The following is a 14,723-nucleotide window of genomic DNA, read 5'->3' on the forward strand; positions in this document are numbered from 1 at the left end:
CCCTTCCTGCTTGATTAGTCCAGCCCTAGTTTTCGCTCCAAAAGCGTTCTCAGATTTCTTGCGGGATGCGCATTGAGAACGTAAAGTACCTGAAAGGTAGAAGTGTTGTTATAAATTTCCTCGGCAATTATACGCGCTACGGTACCTACATCCGCAGCACAAGGATTTTCTTCCTCAAACTTGCGTAGTGCCTTATTGAGGTGCTTGACAAAGTCGGGATTGAATATAATAGCGAGTGCTGCGTTTGTATTTTTGTATGAAGGTGCATCCACCTCTTTGTTCAAATACTGATGTTGTATAAATAAAGTTGACAACTTCTTCGCAAGGATTTTAGATAAGGTCAAAGAGGAGAAGGAGAGGTCAAAATGGCAGCAAACAGGCAATACGATGACGAATTTAAGGTGCAGGCAATCAAGCTGGCGCAGGAAATCGGTCAAGCGAAAGCCGCCAAAGAGCTAGGAATTTCCAAGAATACGATGTATACATGGACACGCGCACAACGTCTTGGATATTTGGATCTTGGGTGTGGCACGCAAACACCGCAGAGTGCCCTGAGCTTGCACGAGGAGCTCGTGCAGCTTCGCGCCCAGCTCAAGGCGCAGGATAAGGAAATTCGACGTTTGAAGAAAGAGAATGACTTTCTGGAAGAAGCAAGCGCTTTTTTCGCCGCGAGCCGTCTGAAGTCAACAAAAACGAACGTATGAAGTTTATTGCGTTCAAGACAGCAGACGGCACACACAAAGGGAATATCAGTTTTTATTGCAGACTGCTCCATGTCACAAGACAGGGATTTTATCAGTATCTGGTAAGCAAAGACCGCCCATGGAAATATCAGGAGCTTGCCGATGCCATGATGCAGATCCATGCAGAGGATGAATGCAACGATACCTACGGAAGAATCCGCATGTATCAGGCACTCAAGATCAAGCAGCCAGAAGGCATCCATGTTCCGAGTGAACGCACCGTTTACCGCATTATGGAAGAGATCGGCTTGAGTCATCGTCCCAATCATAAGCCGAACGGTATCACAAAAGTAGATCGGCAGGCACAGATGTCGGAGGATCTCCTGCACCGTGATTTTCATGCCGACACACCGCTTTCCAAGTGTGTCACTGACCTGACAGAGATTCCAGCGTGTGACGGAAAACTCTATATTTCAGCACTCTTTGACTGCTATGACGCCGGCGTGCTCGGACTTTCTGTGGATACGAATATGAGGGCTTCTCTGTGTGTGCAGATGCTTGATAACGCCATGATTTCCTACCCGATGCTCAGGGGAGCAATCCTGCACTCGGATCGCGGCAGCCAGTACACGAGTCAGCTGTATCGGGAGGCAATCCAACACTATGGAATCCGTCAAAGTATGAACAGTGCCGGTGGACGCTGTCATGATAACGCGCGTTGTGAGAGCATGTGGGCACGCATGAAATCGGAGCTTCTCTATGGACGCTATGACACAAAGAAAATGACAACGGAAGAGTTGAAGGTTCTGGTTTGGCGATACTTCATGAGCTATTGGAACAACCGCCGAATTTGTTCAACAAACGGTGGGCTTCCTCCGATGGTGAAGCGTCGACAGTTCTATGACTCCATTGCCGCGACTGCTTAAGCATTCGTTTCCTTGTGAGAAATTTGTCAACTGTTCTTGACAATATCATACTCTGCCAGAGCAATCAGAACTTGATACGCATTCCCTTCAGCCCTGAGATTAGAATCTAGTGCTTTTGTTAAAAGATTCGCGACAGGCTTCGGCAGGTTCTCTAAGGAATCGCTGATAAAATGAAGTCCGTCAAATTGGCGTAGATTTTTTCGTCCGAACAAGGAGACAAACCGGACGCATAGCAGGGGCTATGTGGAGGATTTGTCGACACAGTGCGGGCAAAAAAGATGCGTCAAGATGGCATGGCTGAATTTATCAGTGCTTCCCTAAATTGACTGCAAAAGCGTTCGTAACGGGATCTTCAGTAGGCGCTGAGGCCGATGCTATAGTTTTCGGTGGTGCTGTCGATACCTCGCTCTCAAAGAACAACTTCACGACATCGGTGCCAAAGTATGCGGCGATACGCTCCGCCTCCTCGGGGGTAGTCCATACAGTTTCGCCCTGCATGAGCTTGCCGACACGGGGAAAATCCAGACCTGTCTTTTGCATGAAGCCGTTGACATCACCAGAATCCATCAATAGCTTGCTGACGTTTTTCGAGAATGTCACATCCAGCCGATCAAGGCGAACGAGGATCTCGTCCTGCACGGCTTTCGGATGGCGAAGATACGCCTGTGTCAGATCGTGCATGGGGGAGTCCCCATCAAACGTCATGGTGGTTGTCACCTTTGGCGGTGGAGCTGCCCAGCCCATAAGCACGGCGGGGGTAGTATCTAATGCAGCTGCGAGTTTTTCTATATTATCTGAAGGGATGTTGCTTATTACCCCGGATTCATAGCGTTGGATAGTTTGACGACTTACGCCAACTTTTGCAGCTACTTCGTCAAGAGTAAATCCTTTAGCTGTACGAGCAGCTTTGAGCCTGTCGTTTAATGCCATTCAGAGCACCGCCCTTCTAAAAGTATTTCTTCGTAGCACCATTATAACAGAAATTACCTAATATGCAACAAAAAATCACATCTAACAGAAAAACTTATTGACTTGTTACGCAATGGGTGCTATCATAATTCCGTGAGACGCAACAAAAGGACTTGAAGTTTATGATGAATTGGTAGGGGGTGGTATTGGGCATGGTAAACACAAATGCGCTTAGAGGGCTCATAGCAGAGAAAGGTTTAAGTCAATCTGAAGTGGCTAAACACTTGGGTATAACGCCTAAAACCTTCTATGCGAAGATGAACAGAAGAGTTTTTGATTCTGATGAAATCGAGGTCATGATCAATCTGCTTGAGATTCCTTCGGAAAATTTTGTAAGGGTTTTTTTGCCTCGAATGTCTCTTGATAAGTAACAAAAGGAGGAAATCAAACATTGAGCAACAAACTTCAGATTTTCGAGAGCACCGACTTCGGCAGTAGCCGAAAGGCATTTTAGGAGAGACAAACTGAAAGGAGTAAATGGTTCGTTGTAAAATGAAGTTGAACAGCTAAACAAAAACAAAATCCATAGTGACATCCCGTGCTATAATGGTTCCGCTACAAAACATCAGCAAAGGAGCAATCACTATGGATTACGCCTATTCTACCACAATGGAAGCTGTTCGTAAATCGGGAAAGCACTTTACCCTTGACGAAAGGGGGCAAATACAGGCACTTCACCGCGAAGGATTCTCCCTTCGCGCCATAGCCGCACGGGTTGGATGCTCGCACACGGCGATCCACTATGAGCTTAAGCGGGGGACACCCGAACGCCAAGCTGCTCGCGGGCGGTCTCCACAATATACGGCAAGGCGTGGGCAACGGGCTTACCTCGAACATCGAAAGAACTCCAAACGACCGTATAAGGTTGACAGCGCAGGCTGTGCGCCATTCCTGCGTTGGATGACCGAAAGAATCCGTAAGAACAAGCGGTCGATCGACATGTGCGTCGGGGATGCCAGGGCGAACAAACGGTTCGACGAGGATGGTATCCCATGCACCAAGACGCTTTACAATATGCTGTGGGCGGGTAGGATTCCGCTGACGCTGTTCGATGTCCCGCAAGCGCTCGGACGAAAGTGCAAGCGCAAGCGAAACCGCAAGAACAAGCGCCTGAAAGGGCGCAGCATAGAGGATCGTCCTGCCATTGTGGACGAAGGCACGGAAATCGGACACTGGGAAGCCGACACCGTTGTCGGATCGCGAAAAGGGCGCGGCGCAGCCGTATTTACCGCTGTGGAAAAGGTGACGCACGACTACATTGCAATCCGCATCTCGGGTCGCACGTGCGCCGGCATTGAAGAAGCCATCGCCCATTTGAAATCGGAATATGGAGAGGACCGTTTCAGCCAAGTGTTCAAGACGATTACCGTTGACAACGGGACAGAGTTCGAGACGTTCACGCAGCTTGAGAGCCTCGGCACGAAGGTGTACTTCGCTCACCCCTACAGCCCATGGGAACGCCCGCAGAACGAGCGTCACAACGGCATCCTCCGCCAATATATCCCCAAAGGAACGGGCATCGACGGATACAGTGACGAGGACATCCTAAACATAGCGGATGAGATAAACAGCCGCCCTCGTCGAGTGCTCGACTATCAAACACCAGCAGAACTGTTTAACACCTTCTTGGATGAAGTATACGCTATTGAAAATGTTTCTTAATTAAATCACTGTTCAACTTGCTCTTGCAATTCACGTATAATTGCTGATTTAACAGAATCTATGAGATTGGCTGCAGAAAATGCAAGTTTGATCCATACTGCGGATAGAGAAGGTTATTTCGGCTACAATACATCCCGAAATGCATATATAGAGGTGATTTCGTACGACAAGCTTATCAAGGATGCTAAGCAACGTAATAATATCTTATTTGATAAGTTGTTTAGACCCAATGTACGAGAAACTCTGAATGGGAGACTTCTATAAGGAGATGAAATGTTGATAACTCAATCATCTTCCCAACGGTATTTTTAACCGGGTTTTTGTTCCTTTTTACTTCCTTTTTTTCATCGGAAAACCTGTTATACTGTTATTGTGAGTGACCTGGAGATGAGTCAGGTCGCCACTACCTCCTTCATCCATTCCCTCTCATAAAGCCGTCTCACATGAGGCGGCTTTTTTGTTGGGGGAGACGTAAGTTTTGGCGATTTTTTATAGGTCGTCGACGGGAGACATAAATTTTATAGGGGATAGAGCGCGGTACTGAGGGAAACGCTCGGAGGGCGCTGTTGCGGCAGTGTCTTTTTTGTTGCAGAGGAGGCGGATGTGTGGACGATATGAAAAAACCCGCCGTGTGGCGGGTAGTACGTCTTATGCAAGAGCTGTTTTTTTCTCGTAAAGAGCGGTAAGCGCGTCCTGTAGGACTTTGGAAATGTTGAGTTGCTCGGCTTCGGCGAAGGTGTTGAGCCATGCGGGGATCGTGAGATTCTTACGAACGGATTTGCTGCCGTACTTTGCGGCGTATGCGTCCATGTCGAGAGAAAGCAGGGAAACAAAGCCCTCGCCGATTTCGGGGTCAGGGTGAATGTCTTTGATGTCGCTTGCGGGCGGAACTTCGTTGCCGTTCTCAAGTTCACCGAGGATCCACCCCGAGGCGGCATCTTCGCCCATGGCAATCGCATTTGTAAGGCTATCCCCTTCGCTGATACAGCCGGGCAAATCGGGGACAACGACGGTAAAGCCGGGGTTCACTTCACAAGGATAAAATACGGCGGGATATACGAGGTTCATATAAAAGCCTCCTTTCGGAGACGGGCTTTATTTTAAGCCCGTCATCCGCAAGACAGATTTGACAGTTTGATATTGTCAAGAACAGTTGACAAATTTCTCACAAGGAAACGAATGCTTAAGCAGTCGCGGCAATGGAGTCATAGAACTGTCGCCGCTTCACCATCGGAGGAAGTCCGCCGTTTGCGGAACAGATCCGGCGGTTGTTCCAATATCTCATGAAGTAACGCCAAATCAGAACCTTCAACTCTTGTGTTGTCATCTTCTTTGTGTCATAGCGTCCATAGAGAAGCTCCGATTTCATGCGTGCCCACATGCTCTCACAACGCGCGTTATCATGACAGCGTCCACCGGCACTGTTCATACTTTGACGGATTCCATAGTGTTGGATTGCCTCCCGATACAGCTGACTCGTGTACTGGCTGCCGCGATCCGAGTGCAGGATTGCTCCCCTGAGCATCGGGTAGGAAATCATGGCGTTATCAAGCATCTGCACACACAGAGAAGCCCTCATATTCGTATCCACAGAAAGTCCGAGCACGCCGGCGTCATAGCAGTCAAAGAGTGCTGAAATATAGAGTTTTCCGTCACACGCAGGAATCTCTGTCAGGTCAGTGACACACTTGGAAAGCGGTGTGTCGGCATGAAAATCACGGTGCAGGAGATCCTCCGACATCTGTGCCTGCCGATCTGTTTTTGTCTTACCGTTCGGCTTATGATTGGGACGATGACTTAAGGAAGCACTGATAAATTCAGCACTGTCATCTTAGCACATCTTTTCCGCCCTCTCTGTGTCGACAAATCCTCCACATAGCCTTTGCTATGTGTCCGGTTTGTCTCCTTGACAGGACGAAAAATCTGTACCAATCTGACAGACTTCATTTTATCAGCGATTCCTTAAGCCGATCTCTTCCATAATGCGGTAAACGGTGCGTTCACTCGGAACATGGATGCCTTCTGGCTGCTTGATCTTGAGTGCCTGATACATGCGGATTCTTCCGTAGGTATCGTTGCATTCATCCTCTGCATGGATCTGCATCATGGCATCGGCAAGTTCCTGATATTTCCATGGGCGGTCTTTGCTTACCAGATACTGATAAAATCCCTGTCTTGTGACATGGAGCAGTTTGCAATAAAAACTGATATTTCCTTTGTGTGCGCCGTCTGCTGTCTTGAATGCAATAAACTTCATATGTTCGTTTTTGTTGACTTCAGACGGCTCGCGGCGAAAAAAGCGCTTGCTTCTTCCAGAAAGTCATTCTCTTTCTTCAAACGTCGAATTTCCTTATCCTGTGCCTTGAGCTGGGCGCGAAGCTGCACGAGCTCCTCGTGCAAGCTCAGGGCACTCTGCGGTGTTTGCGTGCCACACCCAAGATCCAAATATCCAAGACGTTGTGCGCGTGTCCATGTATACATCGTGTTCTTGGAAATTCCTAGCTCTTTGGCGGCTTTCGCTTGACCGATTTCCTGCGCCAGCTTGATTGCCTGCACCTTAAATTCGTGATCGTATTGCCTGTTTGCTGCCATTTTGACCGCTCCTTCTCCTCTTTGACTTTATCTAAAATCCTTGCGAAGAAGTTGTCAACTTTATTTATACAACATCACTGACCTATTCCTATTTTATCGGGAAAGCAAATCTTTGGCAAGGGAATCACTGCATTTATCCGTGCTTCCCACATCTTTCCGCATACAGAAAAGCGCGGCGTGTCTGCCGCGCTTTTAGTGTGCAGTCAAAATCAGTGCTTCTTGCGGAACTCCTCCATAAATGCCGCGAGTTTCTCGACGCCTGCGAGGGGCATAGCGTTGTAGATGGAGGCGCGCATGCCGCCGACGCTGCGGTGCCCCTTGATGCCGCTAAGTCCGAGCTCTTTTGCCTGCGCGATGAAGTCCGCCTCAAGGGATTCGCTCGGCAGTCGGAAGGTGACGTTCATGCGCGAGCGGCTGCCCTTCTCTGCGTGTCCGCGATAGAAGCCGTCGGAGCTGTCGATGGCGTCGTAGAGGAGGGCGGCTTTCTTTGCGTTTGCCTCGCCCATGGCGGCAAGTCCGCCGTGCTCCTTGATCCAGCGGACGGTCTTGCCGACCATGTAGATGGCGAAGACGGGCGGTGTGTTGTAGAGGGAGTCGTTCTTTTGGAAGGTGCTGTAGCGCAGCATGGTCGGGAGCTCCGCAGGGGTTGCGGCGAGGAGTTCCTTCTTTGCGACGTTCAGCACAACGCCCGCAGGACCGAGGTTCTTCTGCACGCCCGCATAGATGAAGTCATAGGAGGAGAAATCCCACGGGCGCGAGAGGATGTCGGAGGACATATCGGCAAAGAGGGGGACGCCGCCCGTCTCGGGCGTATAGTGGTACTCGGTGCCGTAGATGGTGTTGTTGAGGCAGAGGTGGAGGTAGGCGGCATGCGGGAGAACGTTGAGTTCGTCCTGACGTGGGACGCGGACGTAGTCCTCCTCCTTGGTCGAGGCGGCGACGGTGCCGACGCCGAGTTTTACGGCCTCCTCGTATGCCTTTTCGGAAAATGAGCCGGAGAGGGCATAGCTGCCGGGATGTGCGACGGTGGCGAAGTTCAGCGGGATGAGGGCAAAGGTCTGGCTTGCACCGCCGGCGGTGAAGACGACATCGTAGTCATCGCCGAGCCCCATAAGCTCCTTGATGTCCGCCTTTGTCTGCTGATGTACCTCGTCGTAGGCGGGCGCGCGGTGGCTGATCTCGAGGATGGACATGCCGGTGCCGTTGAAGTTCAGGAGCTCCGCCTGTACCTCTCTCAGAACGTCCTCGGGCAGGACAGCAGGGCCGGGGTTGAAGTTATAAATGCGTTCATTCATCATGTTTCTCCCTCTCTATCGTTCCATTATTCTTCGGGCGGTACTTCCGTCCGTGTCATGCGGATCTGGGCGACGCGCGCACGATCCATGCGCAGCACCTCAAAGGTGTAGTCGTCCCATACGCAGGTCTCGCCGACGGTCGGTATGCGCCCAATCTGGGCAGTGACGAAGCCGCCGAGCGTGTGAAAGTGGTCGTGATCCTCGTCAGGCAGCTCATCAATGCCAAACTCCTCCTTGAACTCGTCGATGGGGAACAGTCCGTCAAAGACCCAGTTTGCCGTCTCCTCCGCGCCGGTACGCGTGCCGGTGGGGGCATCCTCGTCCGCGCTGCCGATGATCTCGTCCACGATGTCACCCATGGTGATAAAGCCGACGACACCGCCGTACTCGTCGAGGACGACCGCCTCGTGAATCGCGCCCGTGCGGAATTTTTCGAGGACACGCAGCCCCTCCATCGTGCGCGGCACGAAGAGCGGGCGCCGAATGTAGTCTGCGAGGTTGAGCTGTGCGCCGTCCAAGACCGCGTCGAGGAGCTCCTTTGCGTAGACGACGCCGCGAAAGTCATCGAGGTTCTCGTACGCGACGGGGAATACGTCGTGCTCTGCCGCGCGGATGACGCGCAGCTGCTCGGCGCGTGTCTCGGCAAGGTCGATCCACGCGATCTGCGTGCGCGGAGTCATGAGGGCGGAGGCGGTCTGGTCGCTCATGTGAAAGATGCGGTCGACCATGTCCTGCTCCGCCTTTTCAAACGTGCCGTCCTCCGTGCCCTGCTCCATGAGATCCTTGACGGCATCCTCCGTGACGGAGGCGCGGTTCTCGGGATTGATGCCAACAAGGAGCAGCAGTCCGCGCGAGACGGAGACGAGCGCAGCGCTCGGCAGTGCTGTCAGGCGCGTGAGCAGACGGATTGTTCGGTGGCTGCGCATGAGAATCCCCTCGGGATCCTGCAGGGCAATCTGCTTTGGCAGGAAGTCACCGAAGAGCAGGGTGAGAGCTGTCATGACGAGAATGCTGAGGACGAGCGCGGCGGCAAAGACCTCCATGCCGGGCAGGAGCCTCGCAAGAAATCTGCCGAAGGTGGGAGCCGCCAACAGTCCGATGCCAAGCCCCATGAGGAGGCTGGTGCAGGTGACGCCCGCCTGAGCCATGGCAAGCGGCGGCGCGGGGTGCTCAAGGATGGCGAGTGCTGCCGCTGCGTCCCTGTCGCCGTCATCGGCGAGGCGCTCAAGCCGGCCGCGGTGCGAGGCGGTGAGTGCGGCCTCAATCTGTGCAAAGTAGGCGTTTGCCAAGAGGCAGACAATGAGCAGGATGAGTGCAAGCAGGTCGGATAGGGAACTGTCCAAGGCTGTATGCCGCTCCTTTCCATAAAGATACGGAAGCACTGATAAAGGAAGCACTGATAAATTCAGCCACGCCATCTTGACGCATCTTTTTTGCCCGTACTGTGTCGGCAAATCCTCCACATAGCCCTGCTATGCGTCCGGTTTGCCTCCTTGTTCGGACGAAAAAATCTACGTCAATCTGACGGACTTCATTTTATCAGCGATTCCTAAATTCAGCCGCGCCATCTTAGCGTATCTTTTTTGCCCGCTTTTCGTTAGCAAATCCTCCACATAGCTTTGGCTATGCGTCCGGTTTGCCTCCTCAATCGGACAGAAAATCTACGCCAATCTGCAGGACTGTTTTATCAGCGATTCCATAAAAATTCCGCTTGTATTGTAGCACAGATGCGATGAAATGTCATTTTTCCACGACAATATCCGTCAGCCCAAAATACTCCTTTGCGCCGTCGCTGGTCACCCTGTTGTCCCAGTCCTCGTAGAAGACGTGGCGCAGGGCGCGGTTCGTGTTCGCAATGGGGGTGAAATGTACGACGGTCTCACCGCGGGCGCGTGCTGCCTCGATCTGTGCGATGCGCGCCGCATCCTCTGCACTCATCTCATGCGTGATGAGGAGTGCCGCTGCCGCCGTGTAGGCGACGAGCACGCTTGCCGCCGTGCGCAGGAGCAGCCCCCCGCGCGGCAGAAGTGCGGCACGGATGGTGCTGTCATGCAGGAGGGCAAGCGCCGCCGTGATGAACATGGTCGCCGAGCTGAATGTCGCACGCCCCGGAAAGGTCGGCGCGGCGAACATGACGAGGTTGTTGCAGACGGCAAGTCCCATCAGGAACGTCGCATAGCGTGCGGCGGGATAGGCGCGCAGCACTGCGGCAGTGGAGATCTCGGCTGCCGCAGTGCGCATGAAGGCGCGTGTCAGGCCGAGCTGCTGCTTCAGCCGTGCGTAGCAGAGCAGAATGAGGAACCAGTAGATCGCCATCTCCTCAAAGCCGTTCATGACATTCGTGAACAGGTGGATCGTCTTGGGCTTGGTCAGCCCCAGCGGTGTCAGCACGCCCCCGATCAGAGCGTCGCGGAGCGCGGCGGCGAACCAGCCGCCCGTGAAGTAGGAGACGGTGAGCAGCACGAGCACGGCGGTGAGGAGGATCATGCCCTTGCCCGCCGGTGCGGCGGGCGGCAGCGCACCGCCGGCAAGGCTGCGGCGGCAGAGGCGCAGCACCGTCAGGATGAGGAGCAGGACGGGCAGAAGATAGAGGATCATCTCCCCCTGTCCCGCAAACTGATTGCCGAAGTGCAGGAGGATTCCCTTGCCCGCACCCTGCTCATCGTAGCGCACATAGTTGCCGGGGGCGGCGACAAGTCCGACGAGTCCCGTGAGCGCACCGAGCGCGCCCGCTGCCATCCACGGCGGCAGAAAGGCGTAGTGCCGCCATGCGTAGAGAGAAGCGCCGCAGGTCACCATGACCACCGTCACCGCGAGATTTTCAATCGACCAGCCGCCGAGGATCCCAAGCAGGAACATGGGGAGCACAGCCCACGTGCGGCGCAGACGATGCCCCTCGCCCAGCTCCCGCAGGCCGATGTTGTACGGCAGGAGACTGAGCAGCCCGAGCACGGCAGACCAGAGGTAGACCGTCGCGCCGCATTTCCATATCGTCACCTCGGCGAAATGCGGGATGCAGAGCCATGCGAGCACAAAGGCGGCAGCAAACAGCCCCGGCGCCTGCCAAAAGGACGTGCTGCGCCGCGCGTGCATCGCGAGGAGCACGACGAGCAGCAGGAATACGAACGCGTTTGCAGCATCGAAAGGCACCTTGCCGGCGAGCAGCAGCGTGTCGAGGAAAAAGAAGGTCACCATGCGCCCGCCGTGCTCGTAGTAGTGGTGCAGGAGAGAGTCGATCACATCGGGGAACGTCGTGATATGTACCCCCGTGTGCCAGATCATCGAGTAGTCATAGTCGTCGCGGTGCAGCGGCATAAAATAATTGAGCGCGAACATCAGGGCGAAAATGAGGAGCGCCGTGAGCACCGTCCACATCGTATTTCTATTCATGCAATCCTCTCTCTCTTGGTGAGTATGCGCGGAAATTTACGATCTGTGCGCCGTTTACCGCAAGTGCCGCAGCGACCTCCGGCGCGCAGACGGCAGCAAGTTCCGCCTCGAAGTCGTGATCCCAGAGGCAGTCGCGCACGAGCACGGCATTGTCCGTACCGGGGTGGAGCATGACCTCCGTCGTCCCCTCTCTGAGATTTGCTGCGACCGCGGAGAGGGCAGACGTATCGACTGCCTCGCCCGCGACGATGCCGGCGAAGTGCTCGGGCGTACGGATGCCGCGTTGCCGTGCCTTCGCCGCTGCACGACGGGCGAGAACGGCAAGCCCCGTGCGGCCGATGAGCTGTCCGATGCCGCCGAACTTCCCTGCAAAGAGCCGGGCACGCGGCGCGCGCATCGCAGGAATCCCTGCCGCACAGCAGAGATCGAGCACGATGCCCAAGACGCCCGGCAGGACGTGTGTGTGCTGATGGCTGTCCGCGTGCGTCGGGCGGATGCCCGCTGCCTCCACGCGCCGCAGCTGTGCCGCCAGCTCCGCGCGCACCTCTGCGAGATTTACCGCGCCGCGCAGGACGCGGAGGGTGAACGCCGTGTGATCGTCGACGAAGACGCCCGCCTCCGTGACGAGTGACGGGATCTCGGCGGGCGGCAGGACGGGATTGCCGTTGACGAGCGTGAGATGAATGCCGACGCCGAGGGCGGGTGTACGTGCGGCAAGTGCCGCCGCAGCATCGAACGCTGCGCCGCCCGGCATGATCGTCGCCGAGCGCAGAACACCGTCGCGGACACCCCGTTCGACGGCATGGTTGATCTGTGCGTGCCGCCCAAAATCGTCGGCATTCAGAATGATTTGCTTCACGTTGTTTTCCTCTGTGTTTTCAGGATCCTGTGCTATGATAACCGATCATAGCAATATTTTCGACAAAAAACATGAAATTACCTTTTCTCTATAGGTCTTTTGTAGTAAAATAGCATAGAAAATCTCTATATATTTCACAAAGGAGCATCTTATGATCGTTGAAATCATCAGCGTGGGCACGGAGCTGCTCATGGGCAGCATCGTGAACACGAATGCGCAGCACATTGCACGGAAACTCGCACACATGGGACTGGACTCGTACTATCAGACCGTCGTCGGCGACAACCCGGAGCGGCTGCGCGCCGCGCTTGACATTGCGTACACGCGCGCGGACTGCGTCATTACGACGGGCGGGCTTGGCCCGACGAAGGATGATCTGACGAAGGAAATGCTCATCTCCTATTTCGGCTGTGTACCCGTGGAGAACGAGGAGACCCTGCGCCGCCTTGAGGAGCGCGCTGCAAAGCGCGGCGTGGCACTCACGGAGAGCATGCGCAAGCAGGCGACCGTACCGTCGGGGGCGCTGGTGCTGCAGAACGACCACGGCACGGCGCCCGGCGTCATCATCGAGAAGGACGGACGCGCCTGCATCATGCTCCCCGGTCCGCCGAAGGAGATGGTGCCGATGTTCGAGACGGCGTGTGCAACATTCCTGCGCAAGAAGAGTGACAAGGTCTTCGTCTCCATGAACATCAAACTCTATTCGATGGCGGAAAAGGGACTCGTCGTCGGAGAGTCACCCGTCGCCGACCGCCTCGGGAGCCTCGTGGACGGTGAGAATCCCTCCGTTGCGACTTATGCGAAGGACGACGGCTGCCTCGTGCGCGTCACGGCGGCGGCGCCGACGGCAGAGGAGGCGCGGGTGCTGCTCGCACCGACACTAGCCGCCACGCGCGAAGCGATTGGGGAAGCGTACATCAGATATGTGGAAGAGGACTAGATGCAGATGGGGATGCTCGGACGGGGCATGGGAGTGCTCCTTGCCGTTCTTGTCGTATGTGCGGTGCTGCCTGTGGATGCAGCCGCGCGGGAAGTACCGCGCCATACGGCGCAGTCTGCGGGAAAGGCGGAGCGCGCCATGCAGGAAATAACCGCGCAGATCGCAGCCATGCAGGAGGGGACGCCTCAGACCCCGTCCGTCTCTGCGGTGCCGTCTGCCCAGCAGCCCACGGATGCCGTCCTCCTGCAATGGCAGCCCTACCCTGCGGCGGTGCGCTATGCCGTGCGCGTCCTGCGCGGCACGCCGGGCGCGTCCATGACCGTACTGGCGGTCATGGAGCAGATCTATACGACAGGGCTGCACCTGCCGCTTGCGGCGTATGGATCTGCCGACGAACTCTATTGGACCGTGCAGCCGCTGGGCTATCAGGGGACACCGCTGGCACCGCCGTCGGCGCCGCACCCTGTGCGCGGGGAAAAGGAAAACCCTGCAGCACCCGTGCTGACAGCGGAGTACGACAAAATGGCGTATGCGCCGCTCTATCCCGTCTACGCATGGATCCCGCTCGCGGGGCAGCAGCATCACGAGGTCGAAGTCTACCGCCGCGAAGCGGGGCACGACCGCTGCCTGCATACCCTGCGTGCGGGCGAGTACGACGTCTATGACGACGCGCCGTTCACCGTGCCGGGACATTATTTCTACCGCGTGCGCGGCGTGACGGAGCTTGGGACACCGATTTCGGACTGGTCGAACTACGGGACATTCACCGTCGCAGATCGTACGCCGATTGCAGCGCTCGGGGACAGCATCACCCACGGTGGCGGCGCGATTACCGTACCGCCCTCGTACACCCTCTACGACTGGGAGACCTACTGCTCCATCCCCGTGAAAAACCTCGGACACAGCGGCGATACCACGGCGGAGATGCTCGCGCGGTTTGACCGCGATGTCCTTCCCTTTTCTCCGCGCGTCCTCATCATCATGGGCGGGGTCAACGACTTCCGCGCCGGCATCTACGGCGCGGAGAGCGTACGCAACCTCGCCGCCCTGCGCGAAAAGTGCAAAGCACGTGGCATCACGCCGATCTTCCTGACGGCAACGCCAATCCGCCCCGCCATGATGACCGCGCGCATGACCATCCAGACCCCGCCGTCCGATTGGTGGGCGCACCGTGACTACATCAACAACTGGGTCATGCAGCAGGAGTACAGCATCGACGTCTCCACCGTCCTCTCGGACGAGGAGGGGCAGCTTGAGGCGGACTATACCACCGATGGGCTGCACCCCGACCTCGCGGGCAAGAAATACATCGGCGAGCGCGTCGACGCCTACCTGCGCGAGCATTTTGCCTATGCCGCGGGCGAAGCGCAGCGGCGTGTGCAGATCATGAAACAAACGAACCAATAA

General features: G+C 55.4%; 16 protein-coding genes and 2 pseudogenes. 7 read left to right on the top strand and 11 right to left on the bottom strand.

From position 1 onward, the window contains the following. Nucleotides 1–14: 14 nt before the first annotated feature. Nucleotides 15–284: a hypothetical protein gene (locus C8273_RS01900; protein ID WP_106626144.1), complete on the bottom strand. Its 270-nt coding sequence runs from the start codon at nucleotides 282–284 to the stop codon at nucleotides 15–17. An 81-nt stretch (nucleotides 285–365) separates the two neighbouring features. Here C8273_RS01900 and C8273_RS01905 point away from each other — a divergent pair, with 81 nt between their 5' ends. The 3 genes and pseudogenes from C8273_RS01905 to C8273_RS12930 all read left to right on the top strand — a co-directional run bounded on the left by C8273_RS01905 (nucleotide 366) and on the right by C8273_RS12930 (nucleotide 1,930). Beyond that, on the top strand, nucleotides 366–704 hold the full coding sequence (locus tag C8273_RS01905) for a transposase (RefSeq protein ID WP_106626145.1): 339 nt from the start codon (nucleotides 366–368) through the stop codon (nucleotides 702–704). After that, complete coding sequence (locus C8273_RS01910) at nucleotides 701–1,609, top strand: IS3 family transposase (RefSeq protein WP_106626146.1); 909 nt, start codon at nucleotides 701–703, stop codon at nucleotides 1,607–1,609. The genes C8273_RS01905 and C8273_RS01910 overlap by 4 nt, the downstream gene beginning before the upstream one ends. A gap of 170 nt (nucleotides 1,610–1,779) precedes the next feature. Beyond that, nucleotides 1,780–1,930 (top strand): annotated as a pseudogene (locus C8273_RS12930) (secretion protein HlyD). On the opposite strand, the gene C8273_RS01920 reads toward C8273_RS12930, so the two are convergent. Continuing rightward, nucleotides 1,916–2,539 (bottom strand): helix-turn-helix domain-containing protein, encoded by a 624-nt coding sequence (locus C8273_RS01920; RefSeq protein WP_106626147.1) that lies wholly within the window; start codon nucleotides 2,537–2,539, stop codon nucleotides 1,916–1,918. The pseudogene C8273_RS12930 and the gene C8273_RS01920 overlap by 15 nt on opposite strands. A gap of 191 nt (nucleotides 2,540–2,730) precedes the next feature. Here C8273_RS01920 and C8273_RS01925 point away from each other — a divergent pair, with 191 nt between their 5' ends. Beyond that, nucleotides 2,731–2,949 carry a helix-turn-helix domain-containing protein gene (locus C8273_RS01925; RefSeq protein ID WP_106626148.1) on the top strand — a complete coding sequence of 73 codons (219 nt, stop codon included), beginning with the start codon at nucleotides 2,731–2,733 and terminating at the stop codon, nucleotides 2,947–2,949. A 214-nt stretch (nucleotides 2,950–3,163) separates the two neighbouring features. After that, nucleotides 3,164–4,240, top strand: a complete 1,077-nt coding sequence (locus C8273_RS01930) for an IS30 family transposase (protein WP_106626149.1) — start codon at nucleotides 3,164–3,166, stop codon at nucleotides 4,238–4,240. A 648-nt stretch (nucleotides 4,241–4,888) separates the two neighbouring features. Here C8273_RS01930 and C8273_RS01935 read toward each other — a convergent pair. The 9 genes and pseudogenes from C8273_RS01935 to C8273_RS01985 all read right to left on the bottom strand — a co-directional run bounded on the left by C8273_RS01935 (nucleotide 4,889) and on the right by C8273_RS01985 (nucleotide 12,376). Then, nucleotides 4,889–5,308: a type II toxin-antitoxin system HicB family antitoxin gene (locus tag C8273_RS01935; protein ID WP_106626150.1), complete on the bottom strand. Its 420-nt coding sequence runs from the start codon at nucleotides 5,306–5,308 to the stop codon at nucleotides 4,889–4,891. 115 nt (nucleotides 5,309–5,423) lie between these two features. Continuing rightward, nucleotides 5,424–6,038, bottom strand: a pseudogene (locus tag C8273_RS01940) (IS3 family transposase); the annotation flags it as partial. Beyond that, nucleotides 6,038–6,187 carry a secretion protein HlyD gene (locus tag C8273_RS12935; protein ID WP_106626151.1) on the bottom strand — a complete coding sequence of 50 codons (150 nt, stop codon included), beginning with the start codon at nucleotides 6,185–6,187 and terminating at the stop codon, nucleotides 6,038–6,040. The gene C8273_RS12935 and the pseudogene C8273_RS01940, both read right to left, overlap by 1 nt. Nucleotides 6,188–6,191: 4 nt before the next feature. Then, nucleotides 6,192–6,497 (bottom strand): IS3 family transposase, encoded by a 306-nt coding sequence (locus tag C8273_RS01950; RefSeq protein WP_234343790.1) that lies wholly within the window; start codon nucleotides 6,495–6,497, stop codon nucleotides 6,192–6,194. Further along, nucleotides 6,494–6,832, bottom strand: coding sequence for a transposase (locus C8273_RS01955; protein WP_106626152.1), 339 nt, complete (start codon nucleotides 6,830–6,832; stop codon nucleotides 6,494–6,496). The genes C8273_RS01950 and C8273_RS01955 overlap by 4 nt, the downstream gene beginning before the upstream one ends. Nucleotides 6,833–7,041: 209 nt before the next feature. Then, on the bottom strand, nucleotides 7,042–8,127 hold the full coding sequence (gene serC / locus C8273_RS01960; RefSeq protein WP_106626153.1) for a 3-phosphoserine/phosphohydroxythreonine transaminase: 1,086 nt from the start codon (nucleotides 8,125–8,127) through the stop codon (nucleotides 7,042–7,044). Between the two features lie 26 nt (nucleotides 8,128–8,153). Further along, on the bottom strand, nucleotides 8,154–9,470 hold the full coding sequence (locus C8273_RS01965) for a hemolysin family protein (protein WP_106626154.1): 1,317 nt from the start codon (nucleotides 9,468–9,470) through the stop codon (nucleotides 8,154–8,156). 397 nt (nucleotides 9,471–9,867) lie between these two features. Further along, entirely contained in the window at nucleotides 9,868–11,517 is a 1,650-nt protein-coding gene (locus tag C8273_RS01980) for a DUF3329 domain-containing protein (protein ID WP_106626155.1), read from the bottom strand. After that, entirely contained in the window at nucleotides 11,510–12,376 is an 867-nt protein-coding gene (locus tag C8273_RS01985) for a ChbG/HpnK family deacetylase (protein WP_106626156.1), read from the bottom strand. The genes C8273_RS01980 and C8273_RS01985 overlap by 8 nt, the downstream gene beginning before the upstream one ends. Before the next feature lie 151 nt (nucleotides 12,377–12,527). On the opposite strand from C8273_RS01985, the gene C8273_RS01990 reads away from it, so the two are divergent. Continuing rightward, nucleotides 12,528–13,316, top strand: coding sequence for a molybdopterin-binding protein (locus C8273_RS01990; RefSeq protein ID WP_106626157.1), 789 nt, complete (start codon nucleotides 12,528–12,530; stop codon nucleotides 13,314–13,316). Further along, nucleotides 13,317–14,723, top strand: coding sequence for an SGNH/GDSL hydrolase family protein (locus tag C8273_RS01995; protein ID WP_106626158.1), 1,407 nt, complete (start codon nucleotides 13,317–13,319; stop codon nucleotides 14,721–14,723). It begins immediately after the preceding gene.

Origin of the sequence: Candidatus Centipeda massiliensis (assembly GCF_900290285.1) — a bacterium.
GTDB classification, from domain to species: domain Bacteria; phylum Bacillota; class Negativicutes; order Selenomonadales; family Selenomonadaceae; genus Centipeda; species Centipeda massiliensis.